This window comes from Kitasatospora sp. SolWspMP-SS2h (assembly GCF_003259315.1).
Lineage (GTDB): Bacteria > Actinomycetota > Actinomycetes > Streptomycetales > Streptomycetaceae > Kitasatospora > Kitasatospora fiedleri.
This window is the reverse complement of sequence record NZ_QLLT01000036.1, coordinates 1-19,893: the sequence shown is the minus strand read 5'-3', so window position 1 is coordinate 19,893 and position 19,893 is coordinate 1. Positions and strand designations below refer to the sequence as shown.

At 76.0% G+C, this 19,893-nt stretch carries 13 protein-coding genes; 6 read left to right on the top strand and 7 right to left on the bottom strand.

Annotated elements, in window-relative coordinates:
- The first annotated feature begins 77 nt into the window (after positions 1 to 77).
- Entirely contained in the window at positions 78 to 1,778 is a 1,701-nt protein-coding gene (locus K353_RS30380) for a glycosyltransferase (RefSeq protein ID WP_111556718.1), read from the top strand.
- Positions 1,779 to 1,805: 27 nt separating this feature from the next.
- Positions 1,806 to 4,652: an SGNH hydrolase domain-containing protein gene (locus tag K353_RS30375; protein WP_111556749.1), complete on the top strand. Its 2,847-nt coding sequence runs from the start codon at positions 1,806 to 1,808 to the stop codon at positions 4,650 to 4,652.
- A 147-nt stretch (positions 4,653 to 4,799) separates the two neighbouring features.
- On the opposite strand, the gene K353_RS30370 is transcribed toward K353_RS30375, so the two are convergent.
- From K353_RS30370 to K353_RS30360, 3 genes are all read right to left on the bottom strand, one after another.
- A complete protein-coding gene (locus K353_RS30370) occupies positions 4,800 to 9,350 on the bottom strand; it encodes a hypothetical protein (RefSeq protein ID WP_111556717.1) in 4,551 nt (1,516 codons plus the stop codon).
- 78 nt (positions 9,351 to 9,428) lie between these two features.
- On the bottom strand, positions 9,429 to 10,307 hold the full coding sequence (locus K353_RS30365) for a hypothetical protein (protein ID WP_111556716.1): 879 nt from the start codon (positions 10,305 to 10,307) through the stop codon (positions 9,429 to 9,431).
- A gap of 76 nt (positions 10,308 to 10,383) precedes the next feature.
- On the bottom strand, positions 10,384 to 11,946 hold the full coding sequence (locus K353_RS30360; protein WP_199528293.1) for a hypothetical protein: 1,563 nt from the start codon (positions 11,944 to 11,946) through the stop codon (positions 10,384 to 10,386).
- Between the two features lie 153 nt (positions 11,947 to 12,099).
- On the opposite strand from K353_RS30360, the gene K353_RS30355 reads away from it, so the two are divergent.
- Positions 12,100 to 12,699, top strand: coding sequence for a hypothetical protein (locus tag K353_RS30355; protein WP_111556715.1), 600 nt, complete (start codon positions 12,100 to 12,102; stop codon positions 12,697 to 12,699).
- A gap of 292 nt (positions 12,700 to 12,991) precedes the next feature.
- Here K353_RS30355 and K353_RS30350 read toward each other — a convergent pair whose 3' ends face one another.
- The 3 genes from K353_RS30350 to K353_RS30340 all read right to left on the bottom strand — a co-directional run bounded on the left by K353_RS30350 (position 12,992) and on the right by K353_RS30340 (position 16,090).
- Entirely contained in the window at positions 12,992 to 13,459 is a 468-nt protein-coding gene (locus K353_RS30350; protein WP_233533928.1) for a hypothetical protein, read from the bottom strand.
- A complete protein-coding gene (locus tag K353_RS30345) occupies positions 13,456 to 14,520 on the bottom strand; it encodes a DUF2804 domain-containing protein (RefSeq protein WP_111556714.1) in 1,065 nt (354 codons plus the stop codon). Before K353_RS30345 ends, K353_RS30350 begins: the two co-directional genes overlap by 4 nt.
- A gap of 103 nt (positions 14,521 to 14,623) precedes the next feature.
- Positions 14,624 to 16,090: an MFS transporter gene (locus tag K353_RS30340; RefSeq protein ID WP_233533927.1), complete on the bottom strand. Its 1,467-nt coding sequence runs from the start codon at positions 16,088 to 16,090 to the stop codon at positions 14,624 to 14,626.
- A 111-nt stretch (positions 16,091 to 16,201) separates the two neighbouring features.
- On the opposite strand from K353_RS30340, the gene K353_RS30335 reads away from it, so the two are divergent.
- Positions 16,202 to 16,663 carry a MarR family winged helix-turn-helix transcriptional regulator gene (locus K353_RS30335; protein ID WP_111556713.1) on the top strand — a complete coding sequence of 154 codons (462 nt, stop codon included), beginning with the start codon at positions 16,202 to 16,204 and terminating at the stop codon, positions 16,661 to 16,663.
- Positions 16,664 to 16,961: 298 nt separating this feature from the next.
- The gene (locus K353_RS30330; RefSeq protein ID WP_111556746.1) at positions 16,962 to 17,726 is read left to right on the top strand and encodes a LamB/YcsF family protein; all 765 of its coding nucleotides are present in this window, start codon (positions 16,962 to 16,964) and stop codon (positions 17,724 to 17,726) included.
- A gap of 261 nt (positions 17,727 to 17,987) precedes the next feature.
- Here the strand turns inward: K353_RS30330 and K353_RS30325 are convergent, their stop codons facing one another.
- Complete coding sequence (locus K353_RS30325; RefSeq protein WP_111556712.1) at positions 17,988 to 18,824, bottom strand: EamA family transporter; 837 nt, start codon at positions 18,822 to 18,824, stop codon at positions 17,988 to 17,990.
- Positions 18,825 to 19,017: 193 nt separating this feature from the next.
- Here K353_RS30325 and K353_RS30320 point away from each other — a divergent pair, with 193 nt between their 5' ends.
- On the top strand, positions 19,018 to 19,641 hold the full coding sequence (locus tag K353_RS30320; RefSeq protein ID WP_111556711.1) for a GNAT family N-acetyltransferase: 624 nt from the start codon (positions 19,018 to 19,020) through the stop codon (positions 19,639 to 19,641).
- Positions 19,642 to 19,893 lie beyond the last annotated feature (252 nt).

Here is a 19,893-nt window from a genome sequence, read left to right as displayed (position 1 = left end):
CCGCGTGGCCATTTGGTCTATACCAATCGGGTAATCTGACCGGCGACAGGTGTCAATGTCCGGCCGTGGGGGGCCCAATGACTGTCAATCACCTTCCGTCGCCACCTTCCGACCAGGAGCTCTATTGGTACTTCGGGCCGCAGCGCCGCTGGGTCCCGCTGCTCTCCGCGCTCGCCTTCACGGTCAGCGCGGGCACCATGTTCAGCTTCTCGCTGCGCACCCCGGCCCTGTGGCCGTTCCTCGCCGTACTGGGCGTCAACGCCGTCGCACTCGCCCTGACCTGCCTGAACGGCCTGCGCCGCCGCCGCTTCACCCGGGGCGGCCACGAACTGCTGGTCGCCGCCTGGCAGCCGGCCGCGCCGCCGTCCGTCGACCTGTACCTGCCGACCTGCGGCGAACCGCTCGACATCCTGGCCAACGCCTACCGCGCCGTCGCCCGCAGCTCCTACCCGGGGCGGCTCGACGTGTGGGTGCTCGACGATGCAGATCGGCCCGAAGTCGCCCGGCTGGCCGGGGAGTTCGGCTACCACTACGTGGTCCGCCCGAACCGCGGCGAGTTCAAGAAGGCCGGCAACCTCAACCACGCGCTGACCCTGAGCGGCGGCGAGTTCGTCGCCATCCTGGACGCCGACTTCGCGCCGCGCGCCGACCTGCTCCAGCACCTCCTGCCGTACTTCGGCGACCCGGCGGTCGGCATCGTGCAGAGCCCGCAGTGCTTCGACACCGACGCCTCGATGGGCTGGGTGCAGCGCGCCGCCGGGTCCGCCCAGGAGTGGTTCTTCCGCTGGGTGCAGCCCAGCCGGGACGCCTCCGACGCCGCCATCTGCTGCGGCTCCAACGCCGTCTACCGGCGCGCCGCGATCGACGCCGCCGGCGGCTTCGCCCGGCTCGACCACAGCGAGGACATGTACACCGGCCTGGCCCTGCACCAGCGGGGCTACACCACCCGCTACGTGCCGGTGCTGGTCGCCAAGGGCACCTCGCCCGACTCCACCACCAGCTTCGTCAACCAGCAGTACCGCTGGACGATGGGCAACCTGCACCTGATCGGCGACCGGGCCACCCGCCGGGCGATGACCTGGCGGATGCGCCGCTGCTTCGACGAGGGCATCGTCGGCTACCTGGCCGCCGCCGTGAACGTGCTCACCGCGCCGCTGCCGCCGCTGGTGATGCTGTTCGCCTTCCCCGGCGAGGTCCGGGCCCGGTACGTGCTGCCGCTGATCTCGCTGCTGTGGCTGTGGCACGTGCTGCTGCCCCGGGTCAGCCGCACCCGCTGGCGCTCCGAAGTGCTGCGCGCCAACGTGCTGATGGGCTTCGCCGCCGCCACCGCGTACTGGCACACCCTGCGCGGCCGCAGCGCCGCCTGGGTGCCCACCGGCGCCGCCGGTCCCGGCCGTTCCGGCGGGATGGCCCGCAGGGTGCTGCTGGTCTCGCTGCTGTGGACGGCCGGCACGCTGGCCGCCACCGCCGCCGGCGTGGCCGTCGCCACCGCCCTGCACGGCTGGCACACCACCTGGGGGCTGGCCCTGTACCTGGCCGTGCAGCTGCACCTCGGGGTGCCGCTGGTCCGCGACCTGTACGCCGAACTCCGGCCGCGCGCCGCCGGGTCCGCAGGCTCCGCCGCACCCGCCGCGTCCGCCGACCCGACCGAATCCGGGGCCCGCCCGGCGATGCGTCCGCGGCGCTGGCCCGAGGCCCTCGCCGTCACGAGCACGCTCGCCCTGGTCGCCCTGCTCGCCTCCGGCTGGGCGGCTCCGATGCTGCCCTGGCTGGGCTGAAAGGTCCACGCTCCCGTGTCCACCAGCATCGCCCCGAGTACCGCTCCGAGGACCGCCCCGCTCACCGTCGTGCTGCACCGCCCGCCGGTCGAGCGGCCGGCGTTCCGACCCGACATCGAGGGCCTGCGGGCCGTCGCCGTCCTCGCCGTGCTCGCCTTCCACGCCGCCGTACCCGGTCTCGCCGGCGGCTTCGTCGGCGTCGACGTCTTCTTCGTCGTCTCCGGCTACCTGATCACCGGCCTGCTGCGCACCGAGACCGGGCGGCACGGACGCGTCCGGCTGGCCGAGTTCTACTCCCGCCGGGCCCGCCGCCTGCTGCCCTCCGCCGCCGTCGTGCTGGCCGCCACCGCCGTCCTCGGCGCCCTGCTCACCGCGCCGCTGCGCCGGGCCGACCTGGAGCGCGACGTCCTCGCCTCCGCGCTGTCCGTCGCCAACTGGCGCTTCATCGCCGAACAGACCGACTACCTGGCCGCCGGCCGCGACCCGAGCGCGCTGCTGCACTTCTGGTCGCTCGCCGTCGAGGAGCAGTTCTACCTGCTGTGGGCCCCGCTGCTGGCGCTCGCCGCCCGCTGGGCCTGGCGGCGGCGCACCCTGCTCGGCCTGACCCTGCTGCTCGGCGCCGGCTCGTTCTGGCTCTCCCTGCACTGGAGCGCCGGCGCCTACCTCTCCACCCCGACCCGGGCCTGGCAGTTCGCCGCCGGGGCCGCCATCGCCCTGCTACCGGTCCGCGAATTTCCCAGGCTGGTAAGGGAGTTGCTCGGTCTGGGCGGCCTGGCCGGGGTGCTCGTCGCGGTGCTGCTGTTCGACGGGCACACGCGCTACCCCGGGTACGCCGCGCTGCTGCCGACCGCCGCCACCGCCGCGATCGTCCTGGCCGGCCCGGCCGGACCCCACCTGGTGGGACGGGCGCTCTCGCTCGGCGCGCCCCGGGCGGTCGGCCGGCTCTCCTACCACCTGTACCTGTGGCACTGGCCGGTGCTGGTGCTCGCCGAGGCGCACTGGGGCGCCCTGCCCTGGGGCGCCGGGGCCGCGCTCACCGCCGCCGCCGCGCTGCCCGCGTACGCCGCGCTGCGCTGGCTGGAGCAGCCGCTGCGCCGCAGCCCGGTGCTGGGCGAGATCCCGCGCCGCGGGCTGTCACTGGGCCTGGCCGCGGTGGTCCTCCCGGTGCTGCTGGCGCTGGTCGTCGGCTCCGGCACCATCCGCGACCTGGGCCCGGCCACTCCCCCGGACCCGTCCGGCCTGCCGCCCGGCGCCCGCACCGGCAGCAGCCTGCTGGCCGCCGCGCCGCCCCCGCACGCGCCGACCGTGCCCAACCCCGTCCAGGCCCGGCAGGACTTCCCGCCGGACGGCGGCTGCGAGGTCGGCCCGGCCGACACCACCAGCCCGCCCTGCCGCTTCGGCACCGGCGAGGACCGGATCGTGCTGCTCGGCGACTCGCACGCCGGCCAGTGGTTCTCCGCGCTGCTCGGCATCGCCGCCCAGCACCGGCTGTCCGTCGAGGAACTCGTCAAGCAGGGCTGCCCGTTGGCCGAGATCACCGTCACCAACCCGCAGTTGGGCCGCACCTACCACGAGTGCGACACCTGGCGGGCGAACGTGCTCGCCCGGCTGAAGGACGGCCCGAAGCCGAAGCTGGTCGTGGTCTCCGCGCTCAACCGCTACACCGCCGACCGGGCCGCACTGCTGCGCGGCTGGGAGCGGACCCTCGCCCCGCTGCGGGAACTGGGCGTGCCGGTCGTCTACCTCCAGGACACCCCGGTCCCCGGCCGGGACGTCCCGGCCTGCGTCTCCGGCCACCCCGGCACCACCTCCGCCTGCGACTTCCCGCGCGCCGAGGGCCTGTACGCCGACCCGCTGGCCGAGCGGATCGCCGCCGGGGCGTTTCCCGGCGTCCGGACGGTCGAGGTCGACTCGGTGCTCTGCCCGGCCGACGGGCGCAGCTGCCCGGCCGTCCTGGAGCACGTGCTGCTGTACCGCGACGACTCCCACCTGACCAACGCCGCGGCCGTGGTGCTCACCCCGCGGCTGGACCGGCTCCTCACCGACGCGGGCGTGTTCGGCACCGGGTGGACCACCCTGCTGCACGACGGGTTCGACGGCCCGGCCGGGAGCCGGCCGGACCCCGCCACCTGGCAGTACGACCTGGGCACCTGCTACCCCGGCTGCCCGGCCGCCCAGTGGGGCACCGGCGAGGTCGAGACCATGACCGACGCGGCCGAGAACGTCCGCCTGGACGGCGCGGGCGCGCTGGAGATCACCCCGACCCGGGACCCGGCCGGCCGCTGGTCCTCCGGGCGGATCGAGTCCCGGCGGGCCGACCTGGCCGCCCCGGCGGGCGGAGGCCTGCGGGTGGAGGCCGAGTTGGCGCTGCCCGACGTGCACGGCCCGGCCGCCGCCGGGTACTGGCCCGCGTTCTGGGCGCTCGGCGGCGGGCTCCGCGACGGGTCCACCGGCTGGCCCGGCGTCGGCGAGCTGGACGTGCTCGAATCCGTCGGCGGGCGCGGCGTGTTCGGCACCCTGCACTGCGGCACCACGCCGGGCGGCCCCTGCCGGGAGCCGAGCGGCCTGGGCTCCGGCGAACAGCCCTGCGCCGACTGCTGGGGCGCCTTCCACACCTACACCGTCGAGGTCGACCGCTCCACCAGCCCCGAGCTGGTCCGCTGGCTGCGCGACGGCCGGGAGTGCTTCCGGGTCACCGCCGACCGGGTCGACCCGGCCGCCTGGGACCGGGCCGTCCACCACGGGATCTTCCTGGTCCTGGACGTCGCCGTCGGCGGCGACCTCCCCGCCGCGTACGGCAGTCCGCCCGCGGAGGCGACCGAACCGGGCCACCCGATGAAGGTCGCCTCGGTCACCGTCTCCACCCGGCAGTAGGACCGGCGGGGGCGCGGGGAACCGCGCGGGCGACCCGGAACCCGCCGCAGGGTCGCGGAACAGTGCGGGCCATCGGCCCGCGCCGCGGTCCCGCGGTGGGTGCGTGGTCGGCCGCGCCGTTCCCCGCGCCCCCGTCCGCGCCTGCGGCTACTCCGGCTTGCGGAAGACCCGGGTCGCGGTGATCTCGCCGTGGACGGCCGGCCCGTCCGGGTCCTGCGGGGCCGGGAGGCCGGGGCGCAGGTGCTCCTCCACCGAGATGTACTTGAGGCCGGCCCGCAGGTCGGCGTCGTTGCGCAGCCGGATGACCAGCGGGAACTCGGCCAGCGCGGTGGTGTCGAACAGGCCGGTGGTGTAGATGAGCTGGACGCCGAGCGCGTCGGCGACGGCGCGCTGGAGCTCCAGCAGGTAGGTCGCGTTGGCGCGGCCGATCGGGTTGTCCAGGAACAGCGTGCCGGCGTGCCGCAGCTGGGACTGGCCGCGGTCGTTGGCGCGCAGCGCGGCCATCGTGCAGTACAGGGCGATGGCGGCGGTGAGCAGCTGGCCGCCGGAGAAGACGTCCGACATCTGGCCGACCGAGACGCGTTCGGCGCGCAGCACCGCGTCCGGCTTGAGGATCTCGACCGAGACGCCCCTGGGGCCGATCGCGGCGGCGACGCCGCGCAGCAGCAGGGACATGCCGTCGCGCCGCAGGTCGGAGTTCTTCTTGACGGCGGCGCGGGTGGCCTCGTCGATGACCTCGCCGAGCCGTTCGACCAGGACGGCGTGGTCCGGGTCCTCGAAGCGGATGCGCAGGAACTCCTGGCCCGACCACTCGCCCAGGCCCTCGGGGAGCCGGGAGAGCCGCTGGGCGGCGCGCAGGGTGCCGAGCGAGGTCTCGACCAGGCCGCGCAGGCGGTCGACGATGGAGGAGCGGTTGCGTTCCAGTTGGGCGAGTTCGTCGGTGAGCACCCGCAGCCGGGGCGCGAACGCGGCGGCCCAGGCGGCGGCGTGGTCGGGCAGGGCGGCGGCGGGCAGCTCGCGGATCTGCTGGCGCGCCGGGGTGCGGACGGCCTCGTAGCGGGCGGCGTTGGCGTGCCGGACCAGGGCGTCGGCGGCGTCGCGGACGGCGAGTTCGGCGCCGGTGAGCTCGGTGGCGGCGGTGCGCATGGCGCGCCGGGTGTCGGTGACGGCGGCGCGGGCGGCGGCCAGCGAGCCGAGGTAGCCGTCGGCCTCGGCGTCGGGCTCCTCGCCGTTGTCGCGCAGCGCGTCGCGGAGCTGTCCGGCGAGTTCCTCGAAGTCGCTCGCGGCGGCCTGCGCCTGGTCCAGCGTCCGTTGCAGGTCGGCGTGGTCGGTGCGGGCGGAGTCGACCCGCTCGCGGCGGTCGGCGAGCAGCGCGGTGGCGGTGCGCAGCAGGGCCTGGGCGTGCTCGGGGTCGGCGGGGAGCAGGTCCTCGGGCAGTTCGGTGTGGGCTTCGCCGTTCGCCGGGGCGGAGCGTTCGGCGTCGCCGCGCAGTCGGCCGACCTCCTCGGAGGCGGCGTCGGAGCGGGCCTCGATGAGGGCGACGAGTTCCTCGGCGCGGGCGGCGGCGGCCTGCCGGGCGGGGCCGTCGGCGCCGTCGGGGCTGGCGAGCAGTTCCTCGGCGCGGGCCTTGACCTTGTTGCTGAGGCGCTGGAGTTCGGTGGCGGCGGCGGTCTCGTCGCTCTCGGCGCGGGCCTGTTCGGCGCGCAGGTCGGCGCCGACGCCGACCTTCTCGTAGAGCTGGGCGGCGGCCCGGTACGCCTCGCGCAGGGCGGGCAGCGAGGCGGGGGTGGCGGCGGGGTCGGGTTCGGCGTCGGCGCCGACGGCGGCGATCTCGGCGCGTTCGCCGCGCAGGGTGCGGGCGGTGCGGCGGGCGTCGTCGGCGGCGCGCTGGGCGGCGCGGCGGTCCTCGTCGCAGGTGCGGGCGCGTTCGGCGCACTGGGCCTGGCGGCGTTCGCACTCGGCGACGTCCTCGGCGAGTTCGCGCAGCCGGCGGGTCCAGTTGGGGCGTTCGCGCAGCCGGAAGGCGAGTCCTTCGAGGACGTCGGCGCGGCGGCGGGCGCGCTGGGCGGCCTCCCGGCACTCCTCGTGGCGGGCGGCGGCGGCCTGGTGCTCGGTGTCGGCGTCGGCGCGGTCGGCGCGCAGGGTGGCGAGTTCGGCGGCGGTGGTCTCGGCGCGGTGGGCGGCCGCGGCGGCGGTCTCGGCGAGTTCGGCGAGGGTGCCGGGCGGGCAGCTGGCGTGCCAGGAGGCGAGCCGGGCGGCGAGGGCGCGGTCGCCGCCCAGCCGGGCGGCGAGTTCGCGGATGTGCTCCTCGCGGGCGGTGGCGCGGGCGCGCAGTGCGCGGCGCTCGTCGTCGGCGGCGGTCTCGTTGTGCATGGCCGGGTTGGGCGGCACCAGGAAGAACGCGGGCTCGCCCTGGATCGGGGCGATCAGCGCGGCGGCGGTGCCGACGGCGACGGTGGAGCGCGGCAGCAGGGCGGCGGCGGCCAGCACCTCGCGGGCCCGGTCGAGCGAGGCGGGGTCGGTGACGACGACGCCGTCGACGAGTTCGGGGCGGGCGGCCAGGATGGCGTCGTGGTCGGCGGGGTCGACGGACTGGGCGAGGTAGCGCCAGCCGGGCAGGGCGGGGATGCCCTGCTCGCCGAGGTGTTCGACGGTGGCGAGGACGTCGGGGCCGGGCGGCAGCAGTCCGCCGTCGCCGAGCGCGGCGAGGATGCGGGAGTCGTCGGCGGCGGCGGTGCGCAGGTCGAACAGGGTGCGTTCGGCGGTGGCCACCGACTGGTCGAGCAGTTCGCGCAGGTCCTCGGCGGAGGCGTCGAGCAGGCGGGGAGTCAGGAAGCCCTCGGCCGCCTCGGCGCCGTCCTGGTAGGGCGTCAGGGAGAGCAGTTCGGCGAGCCGGGGTTCGGCGGCGAGCAGGGCGGCGGTGCGCTGTTCGGCGGCCAGCGCGCGCTCGGCGGCGGCGCGGGCGTCGTTGGCGCGGGCGGCGGCGAGGTCGGCGCGGGCCTCGGCGGCGGCGGCCTCGCGGGCCCGGGCGGCGCCGTGCTCGGCGGCGGTGCGGGCCCGGTCGAGCGCCTCGGCGGCGGCGGCCCCGGCGTCGGCGGCCTGGAGGGCGGCGCGGGCCGGGTCGGGTTCGGCGCCGGAGCCGTCGATCCAGCCGGCCTCGACGGCGGCGGCGGTCTCCTGCTCGACCTCGGCGAGGCGCTGGCGCAGGTGGTCGGCCTCGGAGCGGGCCTTCTGGGCGGCGGTGGCGGCGGCGGTGGCCTCTGACTGGGCGGTGGCGCCGTCCTGCTGGAGTTCCTCGGCGCGCAGTTCCTCCTGGTCGGCGCGGGTCTCGGCGGAGGCGGCGGCGGCTTCCAGGGCGCGGGCGAGGGCGGCGGCGGCGCGGTCGCGGGCGGCGAGGGCGGGGGCGGCGTCGAGTTCGGCCTCCCGGATGGCGGCGGCGACCCGGCCCGCCCGGTCGGCGGCGGCGCGGTGGCGCAGGACGGCCTCGGCGGCCTGCCAGGCGGCGGACTGGGAGCGGGCGTCGGTGAGTTCGCGGCGCAGCCGGGCGGCTCCGGCGGTGGCCGCCTCCAGGCCCAGCGTGGCGTGCCGGTAGGTGAGTTCGGAGACGATCAGGGAGTGCCGGGTGCGGTCGGTCTCGGCGGCGGTGACGGCGCCCGCGGCGGCGGCGACCTCGACGGCCAGGTCGTGCGCCCGGTCGCGTTCGACGGCGGAGCGGGCGGCGAGCGACAGTGCCAGCTTGCGGGTGCGGCGCTCGGCGGCCCGGTGGCCCTCGCGGACGGTCTCCCGGGCGGCGGTGGCGTCGACGATGCGCTGGAGCAGGTCGACCGAGCCGGCCGTGAAGTCGCGTTCGGCGGTGAGTTCGGCGCGGCGGCCGAGCTTGGCGGCGAAGCCGTGGACGAGGTCGGCGAGGCCGTCGGTGTCGCGGGTGTCGGTGACGGCGCGCAGCAGCAGGTCGGTGAAGTCGGCGTCGTCGCGGACCGCGAACAGGCCGGCCGCCTCGCCCTCGTCGGCGTTCATCTCGCGCTGGTAGCGGAAGAGTTCGGGGTCGAGGCCGAGGGCGCCGAGGTGCTCGATCCAGCGGTCGTGGATCTCCTCGAAGGTGACGTCGAGGTGGGGGTGGGCCTTGGCGGCCTCGGTGAGCGCGTCCCGGAAGCCCTTCATGGTGCGGCGGCGGCCGCGGGCCTGCTGGTCGCCGGTCAGGGCGGGGCGTTCGGCGACCGGCAGGCCGTCCAGGGTGAGGCCGGGGCCGGGCCGGAAGGAGTACCAGAGTTCGGCGAACTTCCGCGGGTCGGAGGAGACCTGGCGGCCGCGCCACTCGCTGACCTTGCCGACCACGATGAGTTCGCCGGTGACGGTGTGCTGCCACTCCAGGGCGACGTGGCCGCAGTCGTCGGCGAGCAGGAACTTGCGCAGCACGCCGGAGGAGGCGCCGCCCAGGGTGTTGCGGTGGCCGGGCAGCATCACCGAGAAGATCAGCTTGAGCAGCACGGACTTGCCGCCGCCGTTCTCCAGGAACAGCACGCCGGCCGGTGCGGGGCGGCGCTGCGGGCCCTCGGGCTCCTCGCCGAACAGGCCGATCTGCCGCGGCTGCGGCTCGGGCACCGGCTCGCCGACTCCGCGCAGGTCGAGCACCGTGTCGGCGTAGCGGGCGCCCGCCGGTCCGATCGAGTACAGGCGGACCCGGTTCAGCTCGTACATGTGCGGTGGTTCTCCTGGAGCGGTGGCAGCGGTTTCAGCGGTGGCGGCGGGGGCGAGGGCGGACGGCGGGAGGGGGGGTCAGAGGGCGTGGAAGGGCAGGCCGGCGTCGGCGACCAGCTCGTCGCCCTCGTCGGGCGGGGCCAGGGTGGGGGTGCCGTCGCCGACCGGGACGACGCCCAGGTCGAGGAGTTCGGCCATCGCGGCGCTGCCGGCCAGGTCGCGGACCTGCAACTGGTAGCGGGCGGTGGTGCGGTAGGTGCCGCCGGAGTCGTCGGAGGTCTTCTGCAGGAAGCCGGAGTCGACCAGGAAGGACACCGCCTTGGAGACGATGCCGGTGGTGGAGCCGGACAGCCGGCGGGCGTCCTTGGTGGCGCCGGTCGCGGAGCGGCGGGCCCAGACCCGCCAGGCGGCCTCCAGGCCGGGGGCGTCGCTGGCCGGGTCGGTGTTGGCGCCCTCGGCCTCGGCGCGCTCCTCCAGCCGGCGGCACGCCTGCCGGACGAAGGCGTCCACGCCGTTGACGGTGACCCGGCCGAGGTAGCCGTCGTCGGCGAGGTCCTCGGGGCGGGGGAAGGCCAGCGCGGCCACCGCGAGGTGCGCGAGGCCGTGCAGGAAGCGGTCGGTGGACTCGGTGGCGGCCCGCCGCGCGTAGTCGCCCATCCGGACGGCGAACACCGAGTCCTCGGCGGCGGCCACCGCCATCCCGGCCCGGGCCGAGACCTCCAGCACCACCAGGCCCATGCCGGTGGCGACGGCATCGGCGAGCCGCCCGAACGGCGGGTCCTCCCGGTAGCGGCGCACCAGTTCGCCGTACTCGGCGTCCCGGGCGGGCAGCAGCTTGGCCTGGAGGCCGAAGGAGACCAGCCGGGCGGCCTCGGTGACGTCCGCCGGGCTGATCGGCGCGGCGGCGGCGGCCGGTTCGGCCTCGGGCGGTGTCCACGCCTCGCTGGTGGTGGTCATCCGAGGGCTCCTTCGATCCGGGCGGTGCGGGTGGTGCGGACAGTGCGGGCGGTACGGGCGGTGCGGGCGTCGCCGGTCACCCGGCGTCCCGGGCGTCCCGGGCGGCCTTGGCGGCCTTCGCGTCCTTGCGGTCGGCGGCCATGCCCACCGCGTCCAGCAGCGCGCTGCCGACGATCAGGTCGGCGCCGCCGAAGCCGGGGTCGTCCAGCCGGGTGCCGTCGTCGACGGCGAACAGCAGCCGCTCCTCGCCCTGCCGGTAGGCGGTGCCGACCGGCGGGCTGGCCGCGTGCACGGCCAGCAGGGCGACCAGGTAGGCGAGTTCGTCGCCGATGCCGTCGCCGTCGAGTCCGGCGCCGCGGCGGCGGGCGTCGGCGAGCAGGCCGGAGAGCCGGCGCGGGGCGTCGGCGGGCAGGTCGAGCAGGTCGAGGGCGGCTTCCAGCTGGGCCTCGGAGAAGCGGCTGTCGTCGGGGGTGGCGACCAGGTCGGGCTCGGGGAGTTCGGCGCCGAGGTGCTCGCGCTCGACGGGCGGGGTGAGCAGCAGGTCGACCAGGTCGGTGACCCGGACCGCGACGGGGGTGCGCAGGCCGACGGCGCGGGCGAAGAACGCGTCGGTGGGGCGGGTGGCGTCGGCGAGCGGCAGGGTGAGGACGGGGGCCAGCAGTTGGCCGTACAGGTCGATGCCGCTGCGGGCGGTGGGCGCGGCGAACGCCTGCCGGTCCTGCTCGGCGCGGAACAGCGGGCCGGCCTCCAGCAGCCGGGTCTGGAGCTGGGTGTGGCGGCGGATGCAGTCCTTGACGATGTCGACCAGCTCGGCGGCGCGGCGCTTGTGCTCGCCGTCGACGCTCTCGTCGCGGGCCTTGCGGATGTTGGTGAGGATCGCGTTCTCGTGCCGGTAGCGGTCGGCGATGTGGTCGAGCGCCTCGTCGATCAGGTCGGGGACGGCCTCCATCCAGTCGACCGCGCGGACGTTGCGCCGGGTGGCCTCCAGGGCGCGGCGCAGCGTCTCGGCGTACTGGACGGTGCGGTAGCGGGCCTGTTCGGCGGCGAGCTGGGCGTCGGCGAGGCGGCCGCGGCGGATCAGCACCTCCAGTTTGACCTCGGCAGCGATCTGGGCCGAGGTCACGTCGGTGTCGAGCGCGCCGACCAGCACGTTGACGGCCTCGTCGGTGGTGCGCAGGTACACCCCGCCGTCCTGGCCGGGGACTTCCTCGATCAGCTTGAAGTCGTAGTCGCGCCGGGTGTACTCGCCGTCCGGGCCGAAGGTGCCGTAGACGGCGCGGAAGCCGCGGTCCACGCTGCCGACGTTGATCAGCGACTCCAGCACCCAGCGGGCGACCCGCTCGTGCTCGGCGGCGGCCCGCTGCGGCTTCTGGGCGGCGATCCGGGGGAGCAGGCGGCTGAGCACTATGTCCCGGTCGGCGCCGGTGTCGAAGTCCATGTTGAGCGTGACCAGGTCGATCGCGGCGAGGCCGACCTCGGCCATCGCGTACGAGGCGTACTCGCCGGCCAGGTTGACCTTCCGGCTGTCCAGGTCGTGCAGCGGGGCGGTGCAGGCCAGCGCCTTGAGGCGGCGGGCGAGCCCCTCGTCGGCGGCCGGGCCGGGGGCGGGCCGGGTGGGTTGGTCGGCGATGGCGGTCACGGTGGACAAGATTAGGGCTTTCCGCGGACAGGTCCGAAAAGTCCCTTTCGGGCGGGCTGTCCCGGCGTGTTGAACGCGTTCAAATTCAGGTCTAGAGTCCAAGGCGCGACACCGTGTGCCGTCTCCGGCACCCGCGCCATGAGGGGGGTCCCCATGTCCGACATCGCCACCGTCCCCGCCGGTTCCACCACGGCGGGACCGGATTCCGCGTCCGCCACCGACACCGCACTCGTCCGCCGCCGCATCCGGCGCTGGCTCTGGCTGTTCATCGCCTGCCTGGTGCTCAGCGGCCTGACCGCCTTCCCGCTCCAGACCGAGACCTCGCTGCTGGCCCGCCTGGTCGACGCCACCGGCCTGGGCTCCGCCCTCCCCGACCTCGGCACCTGGGTCCACCGGGTCAGCGAGGGCGTCGCCGACGGCTACGGCCGCCACCCCTTCCTCGCCTACGGCACCGACTGGCTGGCCTTCGCCCACCTGGTGATCGCCGCCGCCTTCCGGGGCCCGCTGCGCGACCCGGTCCGCAACGTCTGGGTGGTCCGCTGGGCGATGCTCGCCTGCGGCGGCGTCGTCCCGCTCGCCCTGATCTGCGGCCCGCTGCGCGGCGTCCCGCTGTTCTGGCAGTGCGTCGACATGTCATTCGGCCTCGTCGGCCTCGTCCCCCTGCTGGTCGTCCACCGCCTGATCCGCGCCCTGGAGTGGCAGCAGGCCGTCAGCGCCCACCACGACTTCGCCCGGGCCGTCCCCAGCCCCTGAGCGCCCCCGCTCCACCGGGCACGGGGTGCCGGGCCTCCGGGGGGGAGGCCCGGCACCCCGTGCCGCACCCCGGCTCCTCGGCGGCGATGCACCGGTACGCGTTCGCGTCCGCCGCCGCCGCCAGTGGCTCCGCCGCCTCCGCCGCCGTCACGCCCGCCCCGCCCGCCCCGTACCGCTCGGCCTGCTCGGCGGCCTCCCGGCACGGCGCCCGCCGCGACGCCCGGGGGTGGGGCAGCACGTCGGCGCAGGCGGCGGTCGACGCGTCCGGCCCGGTGCGGTCCGTCCGGGGACGTCAGCTCCGGCCGCCGACAGCCCGCGCCCGCGGCCGGGGCGGCACCGCCGTCAGCCGCAGGTCGCCGTCCCGGGACTCGCAGCGGACGGTGCCGGTGGGGAAGTCGAGTTCGAGGGCGGTGCGGCCGGTGCGCGGGGTGAACTCCTGGCGGACGGCGAGGACGGGGTGGCCGAGGTGCGGGGTGAAGGGGGTGCCGGTGGGGGCGTCGCGGACGTCGAGGCGGCCCCACTCGCCCAGGTCGAGGTCGGCGTGCGGCCGTTCGTCGGCGACGATCAGGCACCAGTCGCTGCCGGTGGCGACGAAGGTGCAGCCGCCGCGGTCGTCGCGCAGCCAGACCACCACGGGCTCGGCCGCGCGCTCGCCCCGGTGGGAGTACCAGGACGCGACCACGCCGGTCAGCCGGCGGCCGACCAGGGCGGCGAGGTCGGGGCCGGGGCCGTGCGCGGGGCACATGGCGGGCGCGGTCACCAGCGCATCCGGACGTCCTCGGCCCAGCCCAGCAGCCCGTCCACCGCGACCCGCAGGCCGTCGTCGGTGCGGACGGTGCCCGCGTAGTGGCCGAAGCACTGGTCGGTGCGGTTGGCGATCAGGCCGGCCTCGGTGCGGGTGCGGCGGTCGTGGAAGGGGGTGAAGGTGAGGTCGACCCGGTCGTCGTCGGGGGTGGTGATCCGCCAGGGGGCGAGCGGGTCGGCGGGGTCGTGGTGCCAGGCCAGCTCGGTGCCGATCTTGCTGAGGCGGCCGTCCACGCAGAGCGCGTTCTCGGTGCTGCCGGTGCCGGCCGTCCACTGCCCGCCGAACTGGAGGCCGACGGTGTGCCCGTCGGTGCGGCCGGACGCCGCGCCCCAGTTCCAGCCGAGCGAGCGCGGCCAGCGCCCCCGGCCGTGGTCGAGCACGCCCCAGGAGTCGTCCCCGAAGTCGTACCTGCGGTCGCCGAGCCGGACGGTGCCGGTGGCGGGGCGGGCGGTGTGCTTGGAGGTGTACTGGAAGCGCCTGTCGTCCCAGGGGACGACCACCGACAGGGTCTCGTGGCCGGCGGGCAGCGCGACCAGCAGGTCGGCCTCCAGCGGGCGCAGGTCGGCGGTGAGGGCGCGGGCGCGCAGCCGGGTGCCGCCGGGTTCGCGGGTGATCGAGATCCGGACCCGGCGGCGGCCGGGCCGCTCCGGGCCGACGGTGAGGTCCGTGCCGTGCGGGCCGCCGGAGCCGGCGACGCCCTCGGGGAGGGCGGTGCGGCGGGTCGGCAGGCCGGGGGCGATCGCGGTGCGCTCGTGCTCCTCCAGGACGCCGTGCCCGTCCCAGGCGAGGAAGTACACGGTGTCGAGGGTGAGGAAGTCCAGGTCGCCGACGGTGAGCGCGAGCAGGTGGGTGGGCGTGGTGACGCACCAGTACTCCCAGCGCTTGGTGCGCCCCCAGCCGCGCAGGTTGGCGCGGTGCAGCGGGGTGCGCGACCAGCCGACGGCCCTGCGGTCGAGCCGCCCGTCGGGGCGGCACAGGTCGACGGGGGCGGTGATCTCTCGCTCGTGGGTCGCCATCCGCGCACCCTACTGCCGCGGCCCGCGCCAGAGCCACGGACGGACGCGCGCGGGCCGTCCCTCCGCCGGGGACGAACGGCCCACCGCCACGGCGTCGAGCGTGCTACTTGGTGCGCGCACCCTCGGGGACGTCGGGGACGGCGGACAGCGGCGCGCCGTCCGCCGGCCCGGCCGGGCCGCCGCCCGCCACCGCGCGGCGGACGCCGGGGATGGCGAGGGTGACCAGGGCCGCCGCCACGGCCGCGCCCGCGCCGATCAGGAAGGCGGTGCGGAAGCCGCTCTCCGACGGCAGCACGTGGCCGTGGAAGTCGGTGGTCAGGTGGGCCAGCACCACGCCGATGACGGCGGAGGAGCTGGAGGTGCCGATGGAGCGCATCAGGGTGTTGAGGCCGTTGGCGGCGGCGGTCTCGGAGACCGGGACGGCGCCCATGATCAGGGCGGGCATGGCCGCGTAGGCGAACGCGATGCCGCCGCTGATCAGGCAGGAGAAGACCAGCACGCCCCAGGCGTGGCCCATCAGGGCCAGGGCGGAGAGGTAGCCGCAGGTGATCACGACGGCACCGACCAGCAGCGAGACCTTGGGGCCCTTGGCCTTGGAGAGCTTGGCGGAGACCGGCGAGAGCAGCATCATGACCAGGCCGGCGGGGGCCATCCACAGACCCGCCTGGACCATCGACCGGCCCAGGCCGTAGCCGGTGGCGGTGGGCAGCTGGAGCAGCTGCGGGGAGACCAGGCTCATCGCGTACATCGCGAAGCCGATCACCACGGAGGCGAGGTTGGTCATCAGCACCTGGCGGCGGGCGCTGGTGCGCAGGTCGACCAGCGGCTGTTCGGTGCGCAGCTCCCACCAGCCCCAGACCGGGAGCACCACGACGGTGGCGGCGAGCATGCCCAGGGTGGCGCCGGAGCCCCAGCCCCAGTCGCTGCCCTTGGAGATGGCGAGGAGCAGGGCGACGAGTCCGATGGTGAGCCCGATCGCGCCGACGACGTCGAAGCGTCCGCCGGAGCGCACCGGGGACTCGGGGACGAGGAGGAACACGGCGGCGGCGACCACCGCGCCGAGCGCGGCGGAGATCCAGAACAGCGCGTGCCAGCTGGTGTTCTGGGCGATGACGGCGGACAGCGGCAGGCCGAACGCGCCGCCGATGCCGAGCGAGGAGCTCATCAGCGCCATCGAGGAGCCGAGCTTCTGCGGCGGCAGTTCGTCGCGCATGATGCTGATGCCGAGCGGGATGACGCCGGCGCCGATGCCCTGGAGCGCGCGGCCGACCACCATCGGGGCGAGCGAGTTGCTGGAGCCGCAGACCAGCGAGCCGATGACGAGCATGGTGAGGCTGGCGAGCAGGATGCGGCGCTTGCCGTACATGTCGCCGAGTCGGCCGAGCACCGGGGTGGCCACGGCACCGGCCAGCAGGGTGGCGGTGATCGCCCAGGACGCGTTGGCGGCCGTGGTGTGGAGCAGGTTCGGCAGGTCCGGGATCAGCGGGACGACCAGGGTCTGCATCAGCGAGACCACGATGCCCGCGCCGGCGAGCACTCCGACGACGGGGCCGGTGCGTGCCTGACTCATGGGGTACTTCCATCTCTTCGACTGAATATGCATGATGCACGCAATGTGTACCATACATATTGCCTGCTCGCGGGATATGCTGCCGAAAAGTGACGCACGGGACGGAGGAGCATGCGGCGCGACAAGGAACTCGCCCTGATCGAACGGGAGATGATGCTGCTCGCCCGCCACCAGGTGCTCGCCACCGCCCGGACCGGCGGCGGCCCCGACGCCCTGGAGCGCAGCGCCTACACCCTGCTCAGCCGGATCGAGACCGAGGGCCCGCTGACCATCGGTCAGCTCGCCGAGGCGTTCGGGCTGGACACCTCCACCGTCAACCGGCAGAGCGCCGCGATGCTGCGGGCCGGGCTGGTCGACCGCATCCCCGACCCGGACGGCGGGGTGGCCCGCAAGCTGCGGATCACCGAGGAGGGCCTGCGCCGCCTGCGTCAGGACCGCGACTGGTCGATCGAGGGGCTGTCCCGGGTGGTCACCGGCTGGACGGCCGAGGAGCTGGCCGGCTTCGCCGAGGTGCTGGAGCGCTTCAACCGCGACATCGAACAGCTCCAGGGCCGCCCCTGGCCGCGCCACTGACCCTCCCCCCTCGCCCTCCCCCCTCGCCCGCTCCCCGACGCCGCGCCACTGACCCTCCCCCTCGCCCGCTCCCGACGCCGCGTCAACCCGGAGCGACGGCCGCTCCCCCCGACGGGTGTTGCGCCGAGCGGGTGGCCGTCGCGACGCCCGGCCGCGACCCGGCGGGTAAAACCTGTCACCCGGGTCGCGACCGCCGCCCCGGCCGAAACGATCAGGCCCTACGATCAGGCCCAGGAGCGGAGCCCGGGCCCGGATCGGCCCGCGCGGAAGGGCGGACGGGGAGAGAGTGGCCGACGCGGTGATCGACCTCAATGCGGACCTCGGCGAGGGCTTCGGACGCTGGAGCCTGACCGACGACGACGCCCTGCTCTCGGTGGTCACCAGCGCCAACGTCGCCTGCGGCTTCCACGCCGGCGACCCGTCCACGATGCGCCGGGTCTGCTCGCTGGCCGCCGAGCGCGGGGTGCGGATCGGCGCCCAGGTCTCCTACCGCGACCTGGCCGGGTTCGGCCGCCGCGCCATGGACGTCCCGCCGGACGAACTCGCCGACGAGATCGCCTACCAGATCGGCGCGCTCCAGGTGTTCGCCCGCGCGGCCGGCTCCCGGGTCTCCTACGTCAAACCGCACGGCGCGCTCTACAACCGGGTGGTGCAGGACAACGAGCAGGCGGAGGCGGTGGTCTCCGGCGTCCTGCGGGCCGGCGCGGTCTGCGACGGGCCGCTGCCGCTGCTCGGCCTGCCCGGCTCCCGGCTGCTGGCGGTGGCCGAGGGCGTCGGACTGCCCGTGGTCACCGAGGCGTTCGCCGACCGCGCCTACACCTGGGCCGGCACCCTCGTCCCGCGCCGCGAACCGGACGCCGTCGTGCACGACCCCGAGGCCGTCATCGCGCGCGCCGTCGGCATGGCCCGGGACGGCACCGCCACCGCCGTCGGCGGCGAGCCCATCACCGTCCGGGCCCGCTCGCTCTGCGTCCACGGCGACACCCCCGGCGCGGCCCAACTCGCCTGGCGCATCCGCGGCGCACTCGCCTCCGCGGGCGTCCGCGTCGAAGCCTTCACCTGAGCCATCACCTGACCGGCACCCCGGGAAAATTCCTCGGATCCCCCTCCCCCGCCCTCCCCGAAAAGGCCCCTCCCCGGCCCTCCGCACCGCCCCCCGCACGCCTGCGCCCCCACCCCGCGACCATGGCGGCCGCCCCGGGGCCGGAGCGAGGACGGGACCGGCCTCCCCCACCTCGCCGTCGGCGTCCTCGTGGTCAACGCCCTCTCCGCCCGCCTGGTCGAGCACCCCCGCGCCTTCGGGTGACTCCTCGGAGCGCGGACGTCAGGCCAGGGCGAGCAGGCCGACCGCGAGGGCGGCGGTGCCGAGACCGGCGAGTTGGCCGCGGTGGATGCGTTCGGCGAGGACGGCGCGGGCCAGCAGCACCGTGCCGGCGGGGTAGAGCGCGGTGATCACGGCGACCACCGCGAGGTCACCGCTGCGGGCGGCCAGCAGGAAGAGCACCCCGGCGGCCGAGTCGAGCACTCCGGCCGTGGCCGCCAGGCCGTACGCGGGGCGTTCGGGGCCGAGGCGGCGACGCCACAGGGCAGCGGCCGCGAGGGTGAGGACGGAGGTGACGGCCCGGCCGACGATCAGCGGGGCGATGCCGCTGCCGGACGGGGCCTGGTGCAGGCAGACCAGCTGGACGGCGATCGCGGTGCCCGCGCCGAACGCCAGCAGCAGCGCGGGGCGGGTCACCCGGGCCCGGCCGTCGGCCGTCCCCGCGCTCACCAGCACCACCGCGACCAGCGCCAGCGGCAGGCCCAGCAGCCCGGCGGCGCCCAGGTGTTCGCCCTGCGACAGGCCGACGGCGACCGGCAGCATCGCGGAGATCAGCGCCGTCACGGGCGACAGCACGTTCATCGGACCGATCGCCAGCGTCCGGTACAGCAGCGCGAACGCCGCCGCCGAGGCCGCCCCGGAGGCCGCGCCCCAGCCGACCGCCCCGGCGTCGAACCGGGCGCCGAGCAGCGGCCAGAGCAGCACCTCGACGGCCAGGCTGGCGGGCGCGGCGACCAGCACGGTGCGCAGCACGTGCGCGCGGCGGGCGCCGAGGCCGCCGAGGAAGTCGGCGCAGCCGTAGGCGAGGGAACTGCCGAGGGCGAGCAGCAGGGCGATCATGGCACTTCCCCATCGGTGGGACGGAACGACCGGAACGGTACAGCAGAGTGCACGCCACAGGCCAACAGAGTGACCGCCCGGGGCATTCCCCGCCGATCCCCACACCCCCCCACCCCCACCCCACACCCCCTGACCCGCCACGGCCGCCGAAACCCGCTTGCCGCGCCCCCGCCCCCGGTGCTCTGCTCGGCCCGTGAGCGAACCCCTCCCGCCGCGACACGTCCGCCTGCGCACCGACCGGCTGGTCCTGCGCCGCTTCACCCCCGCCGACCTGCCCGCCGTCACCGCCCTGTGCGGCGACCCGGAGGTGATGCGGTACATCGACGACGGCCGCCCCGTCCCGCCGGACCGGGTCGCGGACGAGCTGCTGCCCAGCCTGCTGCGCGCCTACGCCGACCTGCCGGACGGGCTGGGCTGCTGGGCGCTGGAGGCCGGCGGCCGCTTCCTCGGCTGGGCGGCGCTGCACCCGCCGTCCTCCGTCGGGCTGGAGCCGGAGCGGCGGCCGGACCACCTGGAGCTGGGCTACCGCCTGCGACCCGCCGCCCGGGGCCTCGGGTACGCCACCGAGGCGGCGACGGCCCTGGTCGGGGCCGCGTTCGGGGAACGGCCGGGGACGGAACGGGTGGTGGCCACCACGATGACGGTGAACACGGCCTCCCGCCGGGTGCTGGAGCGGGCCGGGCTGCGCCACGTCCGGACGTTCTCCGTCGACTGGCCGGACCCGATCCCGGGCAGCGAGCACGGCGACGTGGTGTACGCCCTGACCCGCGCCGAGTGGGCGGGCGGCACCCGGCGACCAGCGGCCGACACCCGCTGAGCACCCGCCGACCAGCGGCCGGGGACCCGCCGGCCGCCCGATCCGCCGCAATGGTCCGGAATCGTCCGGACCGTCCCTTTGCGATCTTCGGGACACCCGGACCCCTTATCATCTGGCCACACCGGACAGCCCCCAGCCGCCGGACCACCCCACGAGCGAACAGGAAACCGCCCATGCTGAGCCTCCGAGGGATATCCGCGGCGGGTGTCCGGTGATCGACTGGTTCCACGCGGCCGTGCTCGGCCTGGTGCA

Coding starts and splice junctions, on each gene's coding strand:
- K353_RS30340 (WP_233533927.1), bottom strand. CDS start 16,090: ATGAGTCAGGCACGCACCGGCCCCGTCGTCGGAGTGCTCGCCGGCGCG.
- K353_RS30325 (WP_111556712.1), bottom strand. CDS start 18,824: ATGATCGCCCTGCTGCTCGCCCTCGGCAGTTCCCTCGCCTACGGCTGC.
- K353_RS30335 (WP_111556713.1), top strand. CDS start 16,202: ATGCGGCGCGACAAGGAACTCGCCCTGATCGAACGGGAGATGATGCTG.
- K353_RS30365 (WP_111556716.1), bottom strand. CDS start 10,307: ATGACCACCACCAGCGAGGCGTGGACACCGCCCGAGGCCGAACCGGCC.
- K353_RS30370 (WP_111556717.1), bottom strand. CDS start 9,350: ATGTACGAGCTGAACCGGGTCCGCCTGTACTCGATCGGACCGGCGGGC.
- K353_RS30380 (WP_111556718.1), top strand. CDS start 78: ATGACTGTCAATCACCTTCCGTCGCCACCTTCCGACCAGGAGCTCTAT.
- K353_RS30355 (WP_111556715.1), top strand. CDS start 12,100: ATGTCCGACATCGCCACCGTCCCCGCCGGTTCCACCACGGCGGGACCG.
- K353_RS30345 (WP_111556714.1), bottom strand. CDS start 14,520: ATGGCGACCCACGAGCGAGAGATCACCGCCCCCGTCGACCTGTGCCGC.